The organism is Winogradskyella luteola, from assembly GCF_019203985.1.
GTDB classification, from domain to species: Bacteria; Bacteroidota; Bacteroidia; order Flavobacteriales; family Flavobacteriaceae; genus Winogradskyella; species Winogradskyella luteola.
Map to the genome: position 1 here is coordinate 130,373 of NZ_JAGSPD010000006.1, position 15,984 is coordinate 146,356.

Here is a 15,984-nt window from a genome sequence, read left to right on the forward strand (position 1 = left end):
GTTTAATCCAATTTGTATTCAGACAGTGGCTTTGTGAATTTCTCAGGGTCAGCAGCTAAGTGGTACCTTGGGTCGTCCACGTCTTCTACAATAACGTCTTCAAACTTAGGACTTCCCTTTCTGAGCAATATTTTACAATCCTCGCTAAGATGCTTTAGTTTTATTGATTTTCCTTCAGCTTCATATTTATTCACCAAATTGAAAATCGCTTCTAGTGCCGAATGATCACTCACTCGAGATTCAACAAAATCTATTTCTACTTTGTCAGGATCATTTTTAACATCAAACTTTGAATTAAAATTTTGAATGGATCCAAAGAAAAGAGGCCCCCAAATTTCATAGGTTTTTGTACCGTCTGGTTGAATGCGTTTACGAGCTCTAATCATAGTTGCATTTTTCCATGCAAATACTAATGCAGAAATTATAACACCAGCAATAACCGCAATTGCCAAATCTTTCCAAACCGTAATTGCCGAAACCGCAATTAAAACTATAGCATCAGACAAAGGAATCTTTCTGATGATTCTAAAACTCGACCATGCAAAAGTTCCAACGACCACCATAAACATTACCCCAACTAATGCCGCAATTGGTATTTGTTCAATAAGAGGTGCCCCAAACAATACAAAGCAAAGCAATGCTATTGCAGCCACCGCACCAGACAAACGTCCACGACCACCAGAATCTACATTAATAATGGATTGCCCTATCATGGCACAACCACCCATTCCGCCAAACAGGCCATTTAATATATTTGCACCACCTTGCGCAATACATTCTCTATTTCCGTTTCCTCGAGTTTCTGTCATTTCATCAATAAGGTTGAGAGTCATTAAAGACTCAATTAAGCCCACTGCAGCAAGAATAAAGGCTGTGGATAAAATTAAGCCCCAATGCCCAGAGAGCGTTCCGAAAAATCCAAATACCTGATCTTGAAATGAAGGCAATGATCCTTGTAGTCCTTCTCCGCCACCATCAGCTATAAATGAACCGACGGTACCCATCTCAATACCACCAAAAATAGTGATACATGCCACAGTTATAATGGCAATTAAAGCTGCTGGTACTTTTTTAGTAAGCTTAGGCAAACCATACATAATACCCATGGTTAAGCTTATAAATAACATCATTTTCCAGAAAGACCCATTAGAAAACAAATGAGAGAACCATTCAGATGTATTATCTAGAAAAGAGATTTCTTTCGGGACTGCATTTGGAAACAACTTTAACTGTGCTAAGAAAATTACAATAGCTAAACCATTAACAAACCCCATCATTACAGGATGTGGAATGAGCCTTACAAATTTTCCAAGTTTAAATATCCCTGCCAAGGCTTGAATTACACCTACAAATAGAAGTGTTATAAAGAGCCATTGCGTACCAAGGTTATCAACTGGGTTTTCTAGCGTTAACCCAACCTCATTACCTTTTTGAATAAGGTGTACCATCACTACTGCCATAGCTCCTGTAGCTCCAGAGATCATTCCTGGTCGTCCGCCAAATAATGCAGTGACGATTCCCATCATGAACGCTCCATAAAGTCCAACCAAAGGGTCAACACCAGCAACAAAAGCAAATGCTACAGCTTCTGGAACTAATGCTAAAGCAACTGTTAAACCCGAAAGAATATCATTCTTTGGATTTTGTGTAAAGTTTTTTCTTGTGGTATGGCCTAATATCATAATATCTATTCTTAAAAGTCGGCAAAGATAGAGTATTTAGATTTATGGCCTAATTCAAAATTATTGACAAAAAAAGCACCATAAATTGGTGCTTAGTGTTTTGTAATTAAAGTTGCTATCATCTAGCTGGAGGAAATTGCTCCATAGTTTTAGAAACAAATTCTTTAATACGGGCTTCTTTCTTGTCTATGTTTTTGGTAACTAAGTAACCTGTTCCAGAACCTTGCCAAACCAATTCTTTCTTATTGGTATCTATAAGGTCTATAAAGAGCATACCTTCGGTTCGGGTAGAAACTTGGTTTCCTCCCCAGCCTAGTCCAGGACCCCAGCCCCAGCCCCAGCCGCCGAAGCCTCCCCAGCCCCAGCCTCCAAAGCCCCAAGCGGTGTTATAAACATCAACGCGCTGGTTAGACTTTGTAAAAATGCTAACAAGCATATCTGGATTTTCGGACTTGGTCATACCTTTGGCCATGAGTTCTGCTTCTATCGCCCTTAAGATTCTTCGTTTATCGATATCACTTATTTCAGCCTCATCAATACCAGGTTTAAAGAATGCAAAAGTTTTGTACTGGTCAAAATTTGTTTCTCTATCATAATCCGCCGCAACTCGTATAGAACTGCATGATGACAAAAGGATAGCAAAAACTATAATCGGTGTAAATTTGAGTAACTTTTTCATATGCTTTTTTTTAAATTGTTTCTAACAAATCGTCATCAACGTAGTTTGGTAATGTAACACTTAAATTAGGCTCAACTTCCATGGCACGTTTTATGGCAAAAACCGCACCTTCATTTCTTGCCCAACTTCGTCTAGAGATACCATTATTAACATCCCAAAATAACATCTGTTTTAATCGTGATGATGCTTCTTTAGTACCATCAAGAACCATGCCGAATCCGCCATTAATCACTTCTCCCCAACCTACTCCACCTCCATTATGAATACTTACCCAAGTGGCACCTCTAAAACTATCTCCGATAACATTATGAATAGCCATATCTGCTGTAAATCGTGAACCGTCATAAATATTACTTGTTTCTCTGTATGGAGAATCCGTACCAGAAACATCGTGGTGATCTCTTCCTAAAATTACACAACCTATATCTCCTTTCTTAATAGCATTATTGAATGCTTCAGCAATTTTCATCCGGCCTTCCGCATCGGCATATAATATTCTGGCTTGTGAACCCACAACGAGTTTGTTTTCTTGTGCCCCCTTAATCCATTGAATATTATCAGCCATTTGTTGTTGTATTTCTTGAGGTGAATTTTTCTTGATATTCTCAAGGACATTACAGGCAATTTCATCAGTTTTTGCTAAATCTTCTGGCTTTCCCGAGGCACAAACCCAACGAAAAGGTCCAAAACCATAATCAAAACACATAGGCCCCATAATATCTTGCACATAACTTGGGTATTTAAACTCTCTTCCCAATTCAGGATTATTAGACATAATATTTGCCCCTGCACGAGAAGCTTCTAATAAAAAAGCATTGCCATAATCAAAGAAATAGGTGCCTTTTTCTGTATGCCTATTGATGGCATCAGCATGTTTTCGTAAACTCTTTTGAACTTCTTCCTTAAACTTTTCTGGTTCATTAGCCATCATATCATTAGATGCCTCGAAGGATAATCCAACAGGGTAATAGCCACCGGCCCAAGGATTATGGAGGGAGGTTTGATCGCTTCCTAAATCAATATGAACATTAGCTTCATCAAATTTCTCCCATACATCTACAATATTCCCTAAATATGCGATTGAAACTGTTTCTTCATCAGCTTTTGCTTTCTTAACACGCTCAACAAGCTCATTTAAATTTGTAATTTTTTCATCTATCCAACCTTGGTCTAACCTAACTTGTGTAATTTTTGGGTTAACCTCAGCACAAACCGTAATACAACCTGCTATGTTACCAGCCTTTGGCTGTGCACCAGACATGCCACCCAAACCAGAGGTGACAAAAAGATTGCCTTTTGGCGATTTTCCTATTTTTCTAAAGCCGTTTAAAACCGTTATTGTCGTACCGTGCACAATTCCCTGAGGACCAATGTACATGTAGCTTCCTGCTGTCATTTGACCGTATTGTGTAACACCCAATGCATTAAATTTTTCCCAATCATCGGGTTTGGAGTAATTAGGAATCATCATACCATTGGTAATTACAACTCTAGGTGCTTCTTTATGGGAAGGAAATAAACCCATGGGATGACCAGAGTACATCACTAAAGTTTGCTCATCATTCATTTCGGCCAAATACTTCATTGTTAACCTGTACTGCGCCCAATTAGAGAATACACCACCATTACCACCATAAGTAATCAGCTCGTGCGGATGTTGTGCCACAGCATAATCCAAATTATTTTGAATCATTAGCATTATAGCTGCAGCTTGTTTTGATCTTGCAGGATACTCATCAATTGGTCTTGCACACATCTTATAATCAGGTCTAAAACGATACATATAGATACGTCCATAGGTATCTAGCTCATCCTTAAACTCTGGTAATAAAACCTCATGATACTTTTTATTAAAATATCGCAATGCATTTCTAAGTGCTAATTTTTTTTCTTCAGAAGAAAGAATCGCCTTACGTTTCGGTGCATGGTTTATAGATGAATCATAAGGTTTTGGTTGAGGCAATGTACCCGGAATACCTTCTAATATCTGATCTTTAAATGATAACTTAGTTACTTGCATTACTTATTTTTTAGTTTATCCTTCTTTGTCCTGAGCATTGTCGAAGAGTTAAATCCATATGGGCAATGCCTACAACCGCTTTCACAACAATAGCCTCTTTTTAAGTGATATTGTTCTGTAAAACAGCGATAACCCTCAGGTGTTAGGTAATAATCTCCGTCTTCTATTGGGACATATTTCTTCATGTTTCACAAAGATAATGTAAATTGGTTTGATTTTTGAATTGGTTAAACCGTGATTTTAATTTCAAAATATATGGTGCCAAGAGGCTATATAGGGCTAACGATTTTCCCTTTTGTGTTTTTAAAGCATAAAGCTTTGAAAAGCAATAAAGCACTTTTGAATCATGAAAAAATACACATGAGACAACAAATTGAGTTGCTCATTATACCATTTTTTATCGTCTATAGTTTTGAATTTTTAGTTCGACTTATTCAATATAAAGAATGGAAATTAGCTTATCTAAATATTTCTTTTGAGCGTGAGGCTTATACAAATGAAAAAGACCTTAATTATTTAAAATCAAGGCCTTTTTTTAATTTTATAAATTATATCAGAAAATAATCTTTGCGATTTTCTGTTTGCCATCAACTAATTTTATTTTCAAGAACAATATTATTTCACTAGGCTCAATGGTTTTTATACTAAATCGGTTAGAATTAATCGGTTTATTAGAGAAAAGTGTTCTTCCTAATATGTCATATACTTCAATAGCTTCAATAGTTTCAAAATTAGATTTAACTACAATCTTATTGTTTTCTTCGAAAATTTGAATTCCATTTAGCACCTCCAAATCATCGATTCCTAAAGTAGAATTATTGTATCTCAATATAAATCGGTCATTATGCGTTCCGGCATCCAAGTGAAACGAGTAAGGGAAAACTCTGAGATTATGAATGATGTCCAGTTCTGTATCTTCTAAATATATATCTTGTTCTTGACCATTAAACAATCCGTCAACTGTATTGATTGCTATGGTATGACTTCCTGCTTCGGCTGACACTATTCCCAATGGTACAGTATCGGTATCTTCAAATGGCAATTCTCGACCTTGAATAGACAAAGCTTTTTCATTTAACAGCGAATAGAAACTGTAGCTTTCTTGACTAAAATCATAGCCATCATATAGTCTATCAAAATCATTTGTAGCATTTTGAACGTAACCTACCAAAATAGTATTGATATTGTTATTTGGAGATAGTAAATCTAACCATATTCTATGCTTGTTGTTTACATTAGTATTCTGTTCTTCAGAATTGGATCTGTAAAAATCATTGTTGCTGTATGCCAATACATTAAACTCACGCATACTATTATTGAAGGTCACATTAGAGCCAGATGTTGCCGCATGGTTCATTAACACAAAAAATGCTTGACCAGAGGCTATATACAAATCATTGGTCCCCGGCGGATTAGAACCCGTGTTATTGTGCTCTATGTAAGCATTAGTATCGTAATTATACACAAAGTCTTCATAAAATGGATCATCAATTATTGCTGATGGAGCCGAGCTATGTGGCCATAAATAAATAGTACCGTTAATATTTGTGTTAAAATTTGTGAAGGCATTAGCTGAAATAGCCGAAGGATACGGGTTGCCTATTAGGTTCCAATTATCATCTGCGCTTGTTGCTGTATTTCCATTACCCATATAATCACCAGCATCATAATTACCATGAAAAATTTGTTTTGTAATAACTCCGTTATTCGGTACACCACTAAATAGTACCATATTATTTGCAACGGGATACGTAGTAGCAGGTATCGTATTTGGTGTTCCACCTAAGCCCCTCACTATGTAGCCTTTTCCATCTGCCATTGTTCCCGCAGAGCTAGACCATTCTCCGTGATTGCCTACACCATTACCTGTAACCGTAGGTATCCAATCATACCTTAGGTTAGATGATGGAGAAATATTATTAACTGAGAAACTTTCTACTGGTGAAGACCAATATATATATTCTGTATTTCCTACAGGGCTTTCATCAAAATTTGGAGAACGCTGCACGTGGATGGATCCTGAATTTAAAGCAGAATCATCTACTTGTATTAAACTTGAACTACTTTTAAGGTTCAATATTGCTGTACTTTCTACATTTACCCAATCATTCACGATTAATTCTGTATTGGTCTCAATTTCTAGATAAGCACCAGCTTGTAACGTTAAGTTTCTAGCCTCTGCCGGTGTAGTTGGTGGCAAAGGTATGGGAGCGACCAATTGATTAGCAAGCGGGTTATTTGGCACTGAAGTGTTATCTGGTATTATAACGCAATCATTAATGGTAGGCTCTCCTGAAGGTGTCCAATTATTATCTACAAACCAATTGTTATCAACAGAGCCATTCCAAACCTTAGCTTGATTTACCGTAATAATGAAGTCATCAGTTCTAGTAATCACAGAAGCATTGCATAAATTATATGTTACTTCAGCGGTGTAAGTGGTAGTAGCTGTAGGACTAACTGAGATAGTAGCATCATCATCGTAAGCCGTATTATGCACCCCATCTTCTAACCATATCAAACTTGTTATTGATGTGCCAGAAGGTGCAAACCTCCATGCCTGACTTGTTGCTGTCCAATCACCATCAGCAATATCCCTTACAACTTCTGCTTGGGTACCTGTTGCGTTCTGAATACCAATTTGTGCATTTCCAAAATTCCAAATATCATTATATGAGGCATCAAAAACATCCATATTTTTTTCTTCAATATAGACTTCGATAACATTAGTATTTTCATAAAGCACTATCATACCAGAATAAAGTATGGTCGGATCTGCAAACATAGGTACATCATGCCATGATGCCACTAAAGCCCTACAGGTACTTCCGTTTGTAGTTAAATCCACAAATTCCCACCCAATCTCACCACCTGCTCTTGGGTCTATATCATGATGTACACCATAAATAGATGGCCCAAAGAAATAGTCAATAGGTGAGCCACCTAAATAATCTGTAGAATTAGCCGTTGAAGGTAAAGCATTATTGATTTCCCAACCAGTATACAAGTTTTCTAGACTAGTGTCAAATGATATCACTCCATTAGAATTCATAACACAAGAATTATAGGACTGACCATAAAAACAAAAATCAAAATTATTTGAAGAAAAGTCTATTTGTGGTGACCATACATCATCATCATTTATACTTACCGGGTTGGTTAGACAGCCAAATTGATAAGGAGGATTGTATGGTATAACTTCAGAAGTATAAGAGTTCGTATCACCTAATTCTAAATAGCTAGCTTCTAAAGCTACAGTACTACCAATATTATTACAAGTAATCTCCACAGTATCATTACCTGTACTGTCCATAACGTCTACTGCCGCACAGCCAAAATCACTTGTGCCAGTACCAGGACCCTGCACACAAGGTTCTGTAACACAGATATAAAAACTTCCTTCATCATCAAATATATTTCCCCAAAAGTTATAGACTCTTATGAAGTATACACTCCCAACAGTTAATCCTGTAAGAGTCGTCGTTTCCAAATCATTAGATGTATCATCTACGCAGATTAAGCTATTTAGAGCTCCACAACTACCATCAAAAACTTCAAAGACAGCATCGTCAATATTACCGGGTCTTACGGTAATTGTCTGTTCTGTATCTGATGCTGTAAATTGAAACCAAACATCAGCATCAGCAAAACCAGTACAACCTGTTAAGGATGAAGTTGCACCGACATTACTAGACAATGTAGAAACGCATGGTGTACCTGGGATTAATACTGTTGCACTACCACAATCATCGTTACTGTTATAGACACAAATGGCCCCACTCATGTTATTATTACTGTTATATCTTTGAATTCTCACCCTATATCTTGTACCAATTGTAGTAGCGTATGTAACGACCTCCGCATCACCATCAAAACCATCGTCGGAACAGGCAACAGCTGTTGCATTTGTATTACAATTACCTTCAAAAAGGGTTAAAATCGCATCTTCTGTATAGGGTTGGTAAGAAACCGTTGTGCTTGTACTGGTAGCATTGAACCAGCCCCAAGCATCATCTAAGTCTTCTTCGTTACAATTGCCATTAGTATCTGCCGCATTCCAATAATCGCTATTGTTATTACTATCCCAAGATTGAAAATTGCAACTATCACCTACAGTCAGTTCTCCTATGGCATTGTTATTACAGTTATTTGCTTGAGAAAAAGCATAAGTAGAGAGTGCGCATGCTATGAGAAAGAGTATTTTTTTTATCATAACTTAAAAAAATTAGGGTCATAGTAAATAAAATTAACATTTACACCAAAAGAATGCTCTAAATTTCTTATTATTCGCTAAAATGTAAAAATGACCGACAAAACTCAAAAATGACCGATGAAATCATCAAACATACTGGTATTGAATTAATTATCCGCCGCGAAGATTTAATCCATCCGTACATTTCGGGCAATAAATACAGAAAACTCAAATACAATGTAGAAGCTGTAAAATCGCAAAAAAAATCTACGCTTTTAACTTTTGGAGGCGCCTATTCTAACCATATTGCAGCAACAGCTTATGCTGGCAAAATGTATGGTCTTAAAACCATTGGTGTAATCAGAGGCGAAGAACTAGAATCCCAGATAACCTTTAATCCAACATTAAAGTTTGCAAAACAATGTGGTATGCAATTGTATTTTGTAAGTAGAAAGGCATATAGAAACAAGCAAGATGCTCAATTTATTGAACATCTCAAAGCCCTATATGGTGATTTTTACCTGCTTCCAGAAGGTGGCACTAATACCTTGGCTGTAAAAGGCTGCGAAGAAATTCTTAATAACAGCGACACTAGATTTGATTTTATTTGCTGCAGTGTCGGTACAGGTGGCACGATTTCTGGGTTGATAAACGCATCACACCCGCATCAAAAAATATTTGGTTTTCCTGCTTTGAAAGGTGATTTTTTACAACAAGATATTTGTAAATTTGCAACACAAGACAATTGGGAATTAATTACCGGTTACCATTTTGGTGGTTATGGTAAAATAAATGAAGAATTGATTACGTTTATCAACACCTTCAAAACTGAGCATAACGTTCCGTTAGACCCTATATATACTGGTAAAATGATGTACGGAATCTTAGATTTAGTTAAAAAAGGGGTTTTTACAGAAAACTCAAAAGTATTAGCAATCCACACTGGAGGTCTGCAAGGTATTGAAGGGATGAATTTAAAATTAAAACAAAAAGGGTTGCCTTTAATAAAATGAATTTAAAACTCAAGTATCCTATACTGGTATTGGCTATATCTATCTTTAGTTGCGGGCCAAAAAAAGGCATTGTTACCAAGAAAAAAAACGACAAAAACAAAATCGAAAGAGTCGTTGTTAAAGACACTGAAAAAACCAATTCTGAAAAGAATTCTGAAAAAGTTGAAAAAACAGTAACCAAACCGCCAACATCTACCGAAAGTTATATTGCTCAATATGCAGACATAGCAAAAGCTGAAATGCGAAAATCAAAGATTCCTGCCAGTATTACCTTAGCACAAGGTATATTAGAATCAGCTTCAGGTCGAGGACGCTTAGCAGTTAAGGCCAATAATCACTTTGGAATTAAATGCCACGGATGGAAAGGAGCAAAAATCTATCATGATGATGACCGCAAACATGAATGTTTCAGAAAATACAAAAAAGCCGAATCCTCTTATGAGGATCATTCCGATTTTTTAACAGGCCGAAAACGCTATGCCGGCCTTTTTAAATTAAAACCTGATGATTACAAAGGTTGGGCAAAAGGTTTAAGAGCTGCTGGTTACGCAACCGACAGAAAGTATCCACAGAAACTCATTAGTTTAATTGAGCGTTATAAATTATATGAATATGATACTGACGTATTAAGAAATAAAGACGTAAAAAGAGTACGTGTTAACAGTGGCGTTATAAGATACACTATTGAGGGAGGCGACACACTGTACTCATTAGCTAAACGCTACAATACAACTGTAGATGCTATTAAAAATTTAAACAACCTAAGCTCTAATAACTTGTCCATAGGTCAAGAAATTATGATTCCGAATTAATTTATGTTATATCAAAGAAGTAGTGCTTTATTCAAAGAAGCAGAGAACGTTATCCCTGGCGGAGTAAACTCTCCTGTAAGGGCTTTTAAAGCTGTTGGTGGGACACCTATTTTTGCGAAGTCTGCAAAAGGTGCTTATATATATGATGAAGATGGCAACCGATTTATTGACTATATCAATTCTTGGGGACCAATGCTTTTAGGTCATGCTTATCCACCTGTTGTAGAAGCGGTAATTGAAAAAACAAAGGCAGGTACATCTTTTGGTATGCCAACCGCTATAGAAACAGAAATTGCTAAATTAGCTGTTTCAATGGTTCCAAATATTGACAAAATTAGATTCGTCAATTCTGGTACTGAGGCTTGCATGAGTGCCATTAGACTAGCTAGAGGCTATACAAAAAAAGATAAAATCATAAAATTTGCTGGTTGCTATCATGGGCATAGCGATTCATTTTTAATCGCTGCAGGTAGTGGAGCTGTTACTTTTGGGACGCCCAATAGCCCAGGTGTTACCCAAGGCACTGCAAAAGACACATTATTGGCTCGATACAACGATATTGACAATGTAAAAGCGCTTGTCAATGCTAACAAAAACGAAATAGCTGCCATTATAATTGAACCAGTTGCTGGTAACATGGGATGTATTCCTCCCGCAGAAGGATTCTTAGAAGAGCTAAGGATTATCTGCAGTAACAATGATATACTCTTAATCTTTGACGAAGTAATGACGGGCTTTAGATTGGCCAAAGGCGGAGTACAAGAGCTTAAAGGTGTAAATGCAGACATTGTCTGTTTTGGCAAAGTCGTTGGTGGTGGACTACCAGTTGGTGCATTTGCGGCAAAAAATGAGATTATGAATCACATGGCTCCGGTCGGACCCGTATACCAAGCGGGAACACTCAGTGGAAACCCATTAGCTATGGCTGCAGGTCTTGCTATGTTAAATGCCATTGCCAAAGATAAAGGTTTAATGAATCGATTAGAAGAAAAGACAAAGTACCTACACAATGGAATTACCGAGGCTTTAAATAAAAACAACGTCGCTCACACTGTCAATAGAATTGGCTCTATGATTTCTGTTCATTTTTCTGAACAACCTGTTGTGGATTTTGAGAGTGCTGCAAAAGGCAATAATGATACCTTTAAAAAATTCTTTCACGGTATGCTGAATAAAGGTATTTATATTGCACCAAGTGCTTTTGAAACATGGTTTATAACCGATGCACTAACCTACCAAGATTTAAATGAAACTATTGCTGCTGTAGAAGAGGTCGCTAAAAGTTTATAACAAAAAAAGCTTCACGAATAGTGAAGCTTTTTTTAAAATTTTTTAAGACTTTTTTTCAAGAGCCATATAACGATCGAATTGCTCTTCTGTTAAAATCTGTTTCATTTTAGACATAAGCGTGCTTTCTGCTTTTTCTAAAGAATTATTGTCTGGGTTATTTTGCATTGTAGTTGCTTTACCATATTCAACTAACACAGAATAAACATCATCCATTTGGGTCTTTTCTAAGCTTATAAGTTTTCTTAGAGATTCTGTCTTTTTTTCTGCATCAGCCTTTATCTCATTAACTGTAGTGCTTTGTGCAGATACAGTCTGCGTACCTATAAGCATTGCAATAGCAAATAAACATAATGTAAATATCTTTTTCATTGTAATCTAATTAATTATTATAGGACACTAAAATAATAATTTTATTTAAAAATGTGCGTTTTTGGTGGTAACAAAAAAAAATTAATACTTCTTTTTTAAAGCCTTGTGCTTAGCTTTTTTTTGCTTCAAGTTCATTTCACTGTAGTTTTTGTACTGTTCCTCGGAAAGAATTTCCTTTAGCTGATTATTTAATTTTTCGGAGTGTACTTGCTTTTGTTTTACCATTACTTCTCCAAGTTCCTTTTTATTAATCGCTTTTTTAGACGAAACACTCTGCTTCATTTCCTTCTTCATTTCTAATTTTTCACTAAAGTGATTAAGCATAACAACATGGACCTTCTTTTGCTGATCAGGGCTTAAATCTAATTGCTTTGTTAGCCTATTGGTCTCATTTTCAGCAAGCATTTCTGTCTGGTTCTTTTTTACGACCTTGCTTTTTTCTTGCGCTACAGCATTTAATGTAAAAAAGGTAATAATAATCAATACTAAATTTTTCATAATCGTTGTTTTGGTGCATTTACAGAAGCTAAAAATAAACAATTTTAATTTTCAATCTTAATACTGAATAGATTTTATGAGTTTTTGTGTGGTTTCATAAAGGCTGTTTTTCTCAAATTTATTTTTTAACCAAGCATAAAACTATGAAAGCCATCGTTAAACCTTTAAAATGGCTATAGCATTTCAGTAATTTAATACTAATTGAAATTTCTTACTTTTTATTTTTTTGTTCTTAACTATTTTTTTTAGATTTGACTCGCTATCTCTAATAGAGACAAGCCATTATAATTAGAAGCAAGGTTATCCCTAACCGATGTAGAATCATTTTTATGTAAAATCGTACAATTTTGCTATCTCATTTATAGAAATGTGATAAAGGCGCTATTGCCCCAAATTAACGATATGAACATTAACCTAAACGTATGAAAATGATTAGCAAATTAAGACCATTCTACAGCATCGGAATTCTAATCCTTGGAATTTCACTATTCTTCAACAGTTGTGAAAAAGAACATATTACAACAGAAGAAAATACCCAAAGTAAGTACAAACTATCTAGAGTATACAATGAGGATATACAGGGTAATATCTCTGTTTCACAAAAATTGGATGCCATAGCGGAGACATTACAGCACACAGAAAAAAATGCACAAGGAAGATATAACGGTGTTGTGTTTGACCTCAATCTAAACGAAGCCACCTACATAGAAGCACAAGACGGTTCTTACCACTCTTATACGTTCTCCATTGGCAACGACCAAATTAATTACAACATTAACAATATGGTACTGTCCTCGCATGATAACCAAGAGTACGAGGCATTTTTTGTCACCTATGAGTTAAATGAACAAGAAAGGGCACAGATTGATAATGGGCAGTATATAGATCTATCCCAAAAAACTGTGGTAGAAGCTTTTGACACTTCTCAACTTAATGTATATGAACAAAAATCTGGAGGTACTTTATTTGTGACCTATGAAACGGACTGTACTTGCCATGAAACCCATGCCGATGAAGGTTGCACACACCCAAATATAATTACAGAAGTTTACAGTTTTGGAAATGGTTCTGGCGGTGGAGGCGGTAGCAGTAGCAGTAACTTGGGGGCTGGCGATGGAGCGCCGAGCGGTACTGGCAACCTAAATACTGGCGGTGGAGGCATTGTTAGCAGTGGATCTTCAACAAGACACCCCAGTTTTGTAACCTCGCCAATAAACCCTGACGGAAGCTCTAGTGTTGCCAGCATACTCACCAATTTTTTACAGCCCGAACTGACCACTGCTCAATCTAATTGGATCAACAACCCCAATAACGCAGATACTGTACAGTCTTTATTTGATTATCTACAGGATAATGAAAGTTCGGCTGAGGCTAGAAGTTTTGTTTTGGCAATGATAGATTTTTATATAACAGACAATTGGAAAGATCTGCTGCGACAAGCAGTCGCCAATGGCATAACTTCAACAGCAGAGTTGACCCACAAAATTTATAAAAAGTTATCTGAAATTGCAAACGATTATCCCGCATCTATTTCTTATATTAACGATGTGGTAGATGAATTTAAAGAAATTGCAGATGATGCCTTTGATACTGATCCACAAACTATGGATTGGTTCGATTTGTTTGGTATTTGGTTGTTTGAATTAGGTGATTATGACCAAGATACGATTAACTTTGATGGTGATGATACTACAACTGAAAGTCTAAAACAACAGGAAGGGGTAAACCAAGCAAGACAATTAGCACTAAACAAAATCAATAATAATGATTTAGATGACCCGTCTGTTTCTAATCCATGGACATATGGACAAGGTGAATTCTATGATGGCATGCAAAATGGAAACATGGCAACATCTTTTATGGGTTCATACATCACTAACGTTACCATAACACAAAATAATGACGGTAGTTATACTTTAACTTTTGAAGTTACAAACACCTCCAGCTGGGATTCTGCGACAAGGTTAAGAATTGATAATGACGGAGATGGCATACATGATGGAGTTTTCGATAATACGACAAGGAACAACCAAAATACAATAAATCTTGGAGGTAATATTAATCAAATATGGACATGGACAGAAACGGTAAATTAATAATAATGAAAAAAATCAATTACACATTTGTTTTTCTAATCCTTGCTTCATGTCATTTTTTCAATCCCATTGGCGAAAGCTCAATGAAAAGAGTTGAAGTGAAGCCCGAAAAACAGAAACTTATAGGAGAATGGGAATTAGACAGTTTTAGCTATTCCTTTATAAAAGAACAAGAAAAATCATTTACTGAAAAAACACTTCTAGTACTGAAGGAAGAAGGTAAATTTCTCTTAGAGAATTTCCCTAACCATGATACTTTTGGAAATTTAACTGAAACGGACTTCATAGATGTTGACGGGGAATGGACTATTAGAGAGTCATCCAATAAAGAATTCTGGGATCTAAAATTAGAATTCAAAATAAATCAAGACAGGAATAGGTCGCTAGTTTTTCAACTTTATGACAAAAAAGATCTCGGGCTGATATTATGGAAATCTATCGGAGATCCTGACTCTGGAAACCGTCTCTTATTTAAGAAATAGTATATCAACTAACTTCAATGCCATTTTCTAACAAGTTTTTAAAACCTATAAACTCCCAAACAAGCCAAACATGGTTAGAGACACAATTAAAGACAAAAGTTATTTTGATGATTTTATTTTGAAAAAAAATGAACTTATAAATAAGAATATTAATAAATATAAAAATGATTTAATAAAAAAGGATCGCATCCAATCAGTCATAAACTTTACTATTGGCTTATATAAAAATATGCTGATAGCAAAATATTCTAGAGGTGACAATATGTTTTCAAATTCAATAGCTAACGATTACAATCGCACCATAGATTTGATTTATGATAACTGGGAAGAGAATCAAGGGAAGTTTATTTACAGCGAGGGGAAAGAAACAATAATTCTTAACCAATACACTCTTTCGATGTATTTATCTACTACAGAATTTTTGTCATTAGGAATTCTCATAAACGAAGACAACGAAAAATTAAAAAAGTTGATGGATATTATAATTAAGGATAATGTAAAAGACTCTTTACTCAACTTTTTAATGCAGTATTTAGACAACAATATACCTGATGTAACAAAAGAGAGTTACAAAAAGTTCTTTCATATCAACGAGCGTTTAGGACGTTTAAAAACCATTATTAAGGAAACCGATAAAAACATAGCCGAAAAAGAACTTAAGTACTTTTTAGAAAACGAATGGTATGCCTCTTTTAAAGGTACACCTTTGTACGACCTTCACAACAATCGGCACAACATTTATGCGGGGTATTGGTGCTTTGTGGCCGCTGCCATCGTTAAAATAAAAAGTTTGGATGACAGTAGTTTTAGAGATAATAAATATTACCCAAAAGATATGTTAAACAACTGAT

14 protein-coding genes are annotated in these 15,984 nt (G+C 35.8%); 7 read left to right on the top strand and 7 right to left on the bottom strand.

Going from position 1 to position 15,984, the window contains the following annotated elements:
* Positions 1 to 2: 2 nt before the first annotated feature.
* From KCG49_RS09020 to KCG49_RS09035, 4 genes are all read right to left on the bottom strand, one after another.
* Entirely contained in the window at positions 3 to 1,682 is a 1,680-nt protein-coding gene (locus tag KCG49_RS09020; protein ID WP_218545993.1) for a SulP family inorganic anion transporter, read from the bottom strand.
* Between the two features lie 118 nt (positions 1,683 to 1,800).
* Positions 1,801 to 2,361, bottom strand: coding sequence for a DUF4136 domain-containing protein (locus KCG49_RS09025; protein ID WP_218545995.1), 561 nt, complete (start codon positions 2,359 to 2,361; stop codon positions 1,801 to 1,803).
* A 10-nt stretch (positions 2,362 to 2,371) separates the two neighbouring features.
* Positions 2,372 to 4,381, bottom strand: a complete 2,010-nt coding sequence (hutU, locus tag KCG49_RS09030) for a urocanate hydratase (protein ID WP_218545996.1) — start codon at positions 4,379 to 4,381, stop codon at positions 2,372 to 2,374.
* Positions 4,381 to 4,566 carry a C1orf53 family protein gene (locus KCG49_RS09035; protein ID WP_218545997.1) on the bottom strand — a complete coding sequence of 62 codons (186 nt, stop codon included), beginning with the start codon at positions 4,564 to 4,566 and terminating at the stop codon, positions 4,381 to 4,383. Before KCG49_RS09035 ends, hutU begins: the two co-directional genes overlap by 1 nt.
* A 49-nt stretch (positions 4,567 to 4,615) precedes the next feature.
* On the opposite strand from KCG49_RS09035, the gene KCG49_RS09040 reads away from it, so the two are divergent.
* Entirely contained in the window at positions 4,616 to 4,945 is a 330-nt protein-coding gene (locus tag KCG49_RS09040) for a hypothetical protein (RefSeq protein WP_218545998.1), read from the top strand.
* Here KCG49_RS09040 and KCG49_RS09045 read toward each other — a convergent pair.
* On the bottom strand, positions 4,935 to 8,594 hold the full coding sequence (locus tag KCG49_RS09045) for a RemA C-terminal-like gliding motility protein (RefSeq protein WP_218545999.1): 3,660 nt from the start codon (positions 8,592 to 8,594) through the stop codon (positions 4,935 to 4,937). The genes KCG49_RS09040 and KCG49_RS09045 overlap by 11 nt on opposite strands.
* 110 nt (positions 8,595 to 8,704) lie before the next feature.
* Between KCG49_RS09045 and KCG49_RS09050 the strand changes: the two genes are divergently transcribed.
* The 3 genes from KCG49_RS09050 to hemL are packed head-to-tail and all read left to right on the top strand — an operon-like array spanning position 8,705 to position 11,688.
* Positions 8,705 to 9,586 carry a 1-aminocyclopropane-1-carboxylate deaminase/D-cysteine desulfhydrase gene (locus KCG49_RS09050; RefSeq protein ID WP_218546000.1) on the top strand — a complete coding sequence of 294 codons (882 nt, stop codon included), beginning with the start codon at positions 8,705 to 8,707 and terminating at the stop codon, positions 9,584 to 9,586.
* A complete protein-coding gene (locus tag KCG49_RS09055) occupies positions 9,583 to 10,398 on the top strand; it encodes a glucosaminidase domain-containing protein (RefSeq protein WP_218546001.1) in 816 nt (271 codons plus the stop codon). The genes KCG49_RS09050 and KCG49_RS09055 overlap by 4 nt, the downstream gene beginning before the upstream one ends.
* Positions 10,399 to 10,401: 3 nt before the next feature.
* A complete protein-coding gene (hemL, locus tag KCG49_RS09060) occupies positions 10,402 to 11,688 on the top strand; it encodes a glutamate-1-semialdehyde 2,1-aminomutase (RefSeq protein ID WP_218546002.1) in 1,287 nt (428 codons plus the stop codon).
* A 42-nt stretch (positions 11,689 to 11,730) separates the two neighbouring features.
* On the opposite strand, the gene KCG49_RS09065 is transcribed toward hemL, so the two are convergent.
* Both KCG49_RS09065 and KCG49_RS09070 read right to left on the bottom strand, forming a co-directional pair.
* Positions 11,731 to 12,057 carry a hypothetical protein gene (locus KCG49_RS09065; protein WP_218546003.1) on the bottom strand — a complete coding sequence of 109 codons (327 nt, stop codon included), beginning with the start codon at positions 12,055 to 12,057 and terminating at the stop codon, positions 11,731 to 11,733.
* Between the two features lie 81 nt (positions 12,058 to 12,138).
* Positions 12,139 to 12,555, bottom strand: a complete 417-nt coding sequence (locus KCG49_RS09070; RefSeq protein WP_218546004.1) for a DUF4890 domain-containing protein — start codon at positions 12,553 to 12,555, stop codon at positions 12,139 to 12,141.
* A gap of 428 nt (positions 12,556 to 12,983) precedes the next feature.
* On the opposite strand from KCG49_RS09070, the gene KCG49_RS09075 reads away from it, so the two are divergent.
* From KCG49_RS09075 to KCG49_RS09085, 3 genes are all read left to right on the top strand, one after another.
* Positions 12,984 to 14,651: a hypothetical protein gene (locus KCG49_RS09075; protein WP_218546006.1), complete on the top strand. Its 1,668-nt coding sequence runs from the start codon at positions 12,984 to 12,986 to the stop codon at positions 14,649 to 14,651.
* A gap of 5 nt (positions 14,652 to 14,656) precedes the next feature.
* Complete coding sequence (locus tag KCG49_RS09080; protein ID WP_218546008.1) at positions 14,657 to 15,133, top strand: hypothetical protein; 477 nt, start codon at positions 14,657 to 14,659, stop codon at positions 15,131 to 15,133.
* A 70-nt stretch (positions 15,134 to 15,203) separates the two neighbouring features.
* Positions 15,204 to 15,983 (top strand): PoNe immunity protein domain-containing protein, encoded by a 780-nt coding sequence (locus tag KCG49_RS09085; protein ID WP_218546009.1) that lies wholly within the window; start codon positions 15,204 to 15,206, stop codon positions 15,981 to 15,983.
* Position 15,984: the final 1 nt, after the last annotated feature.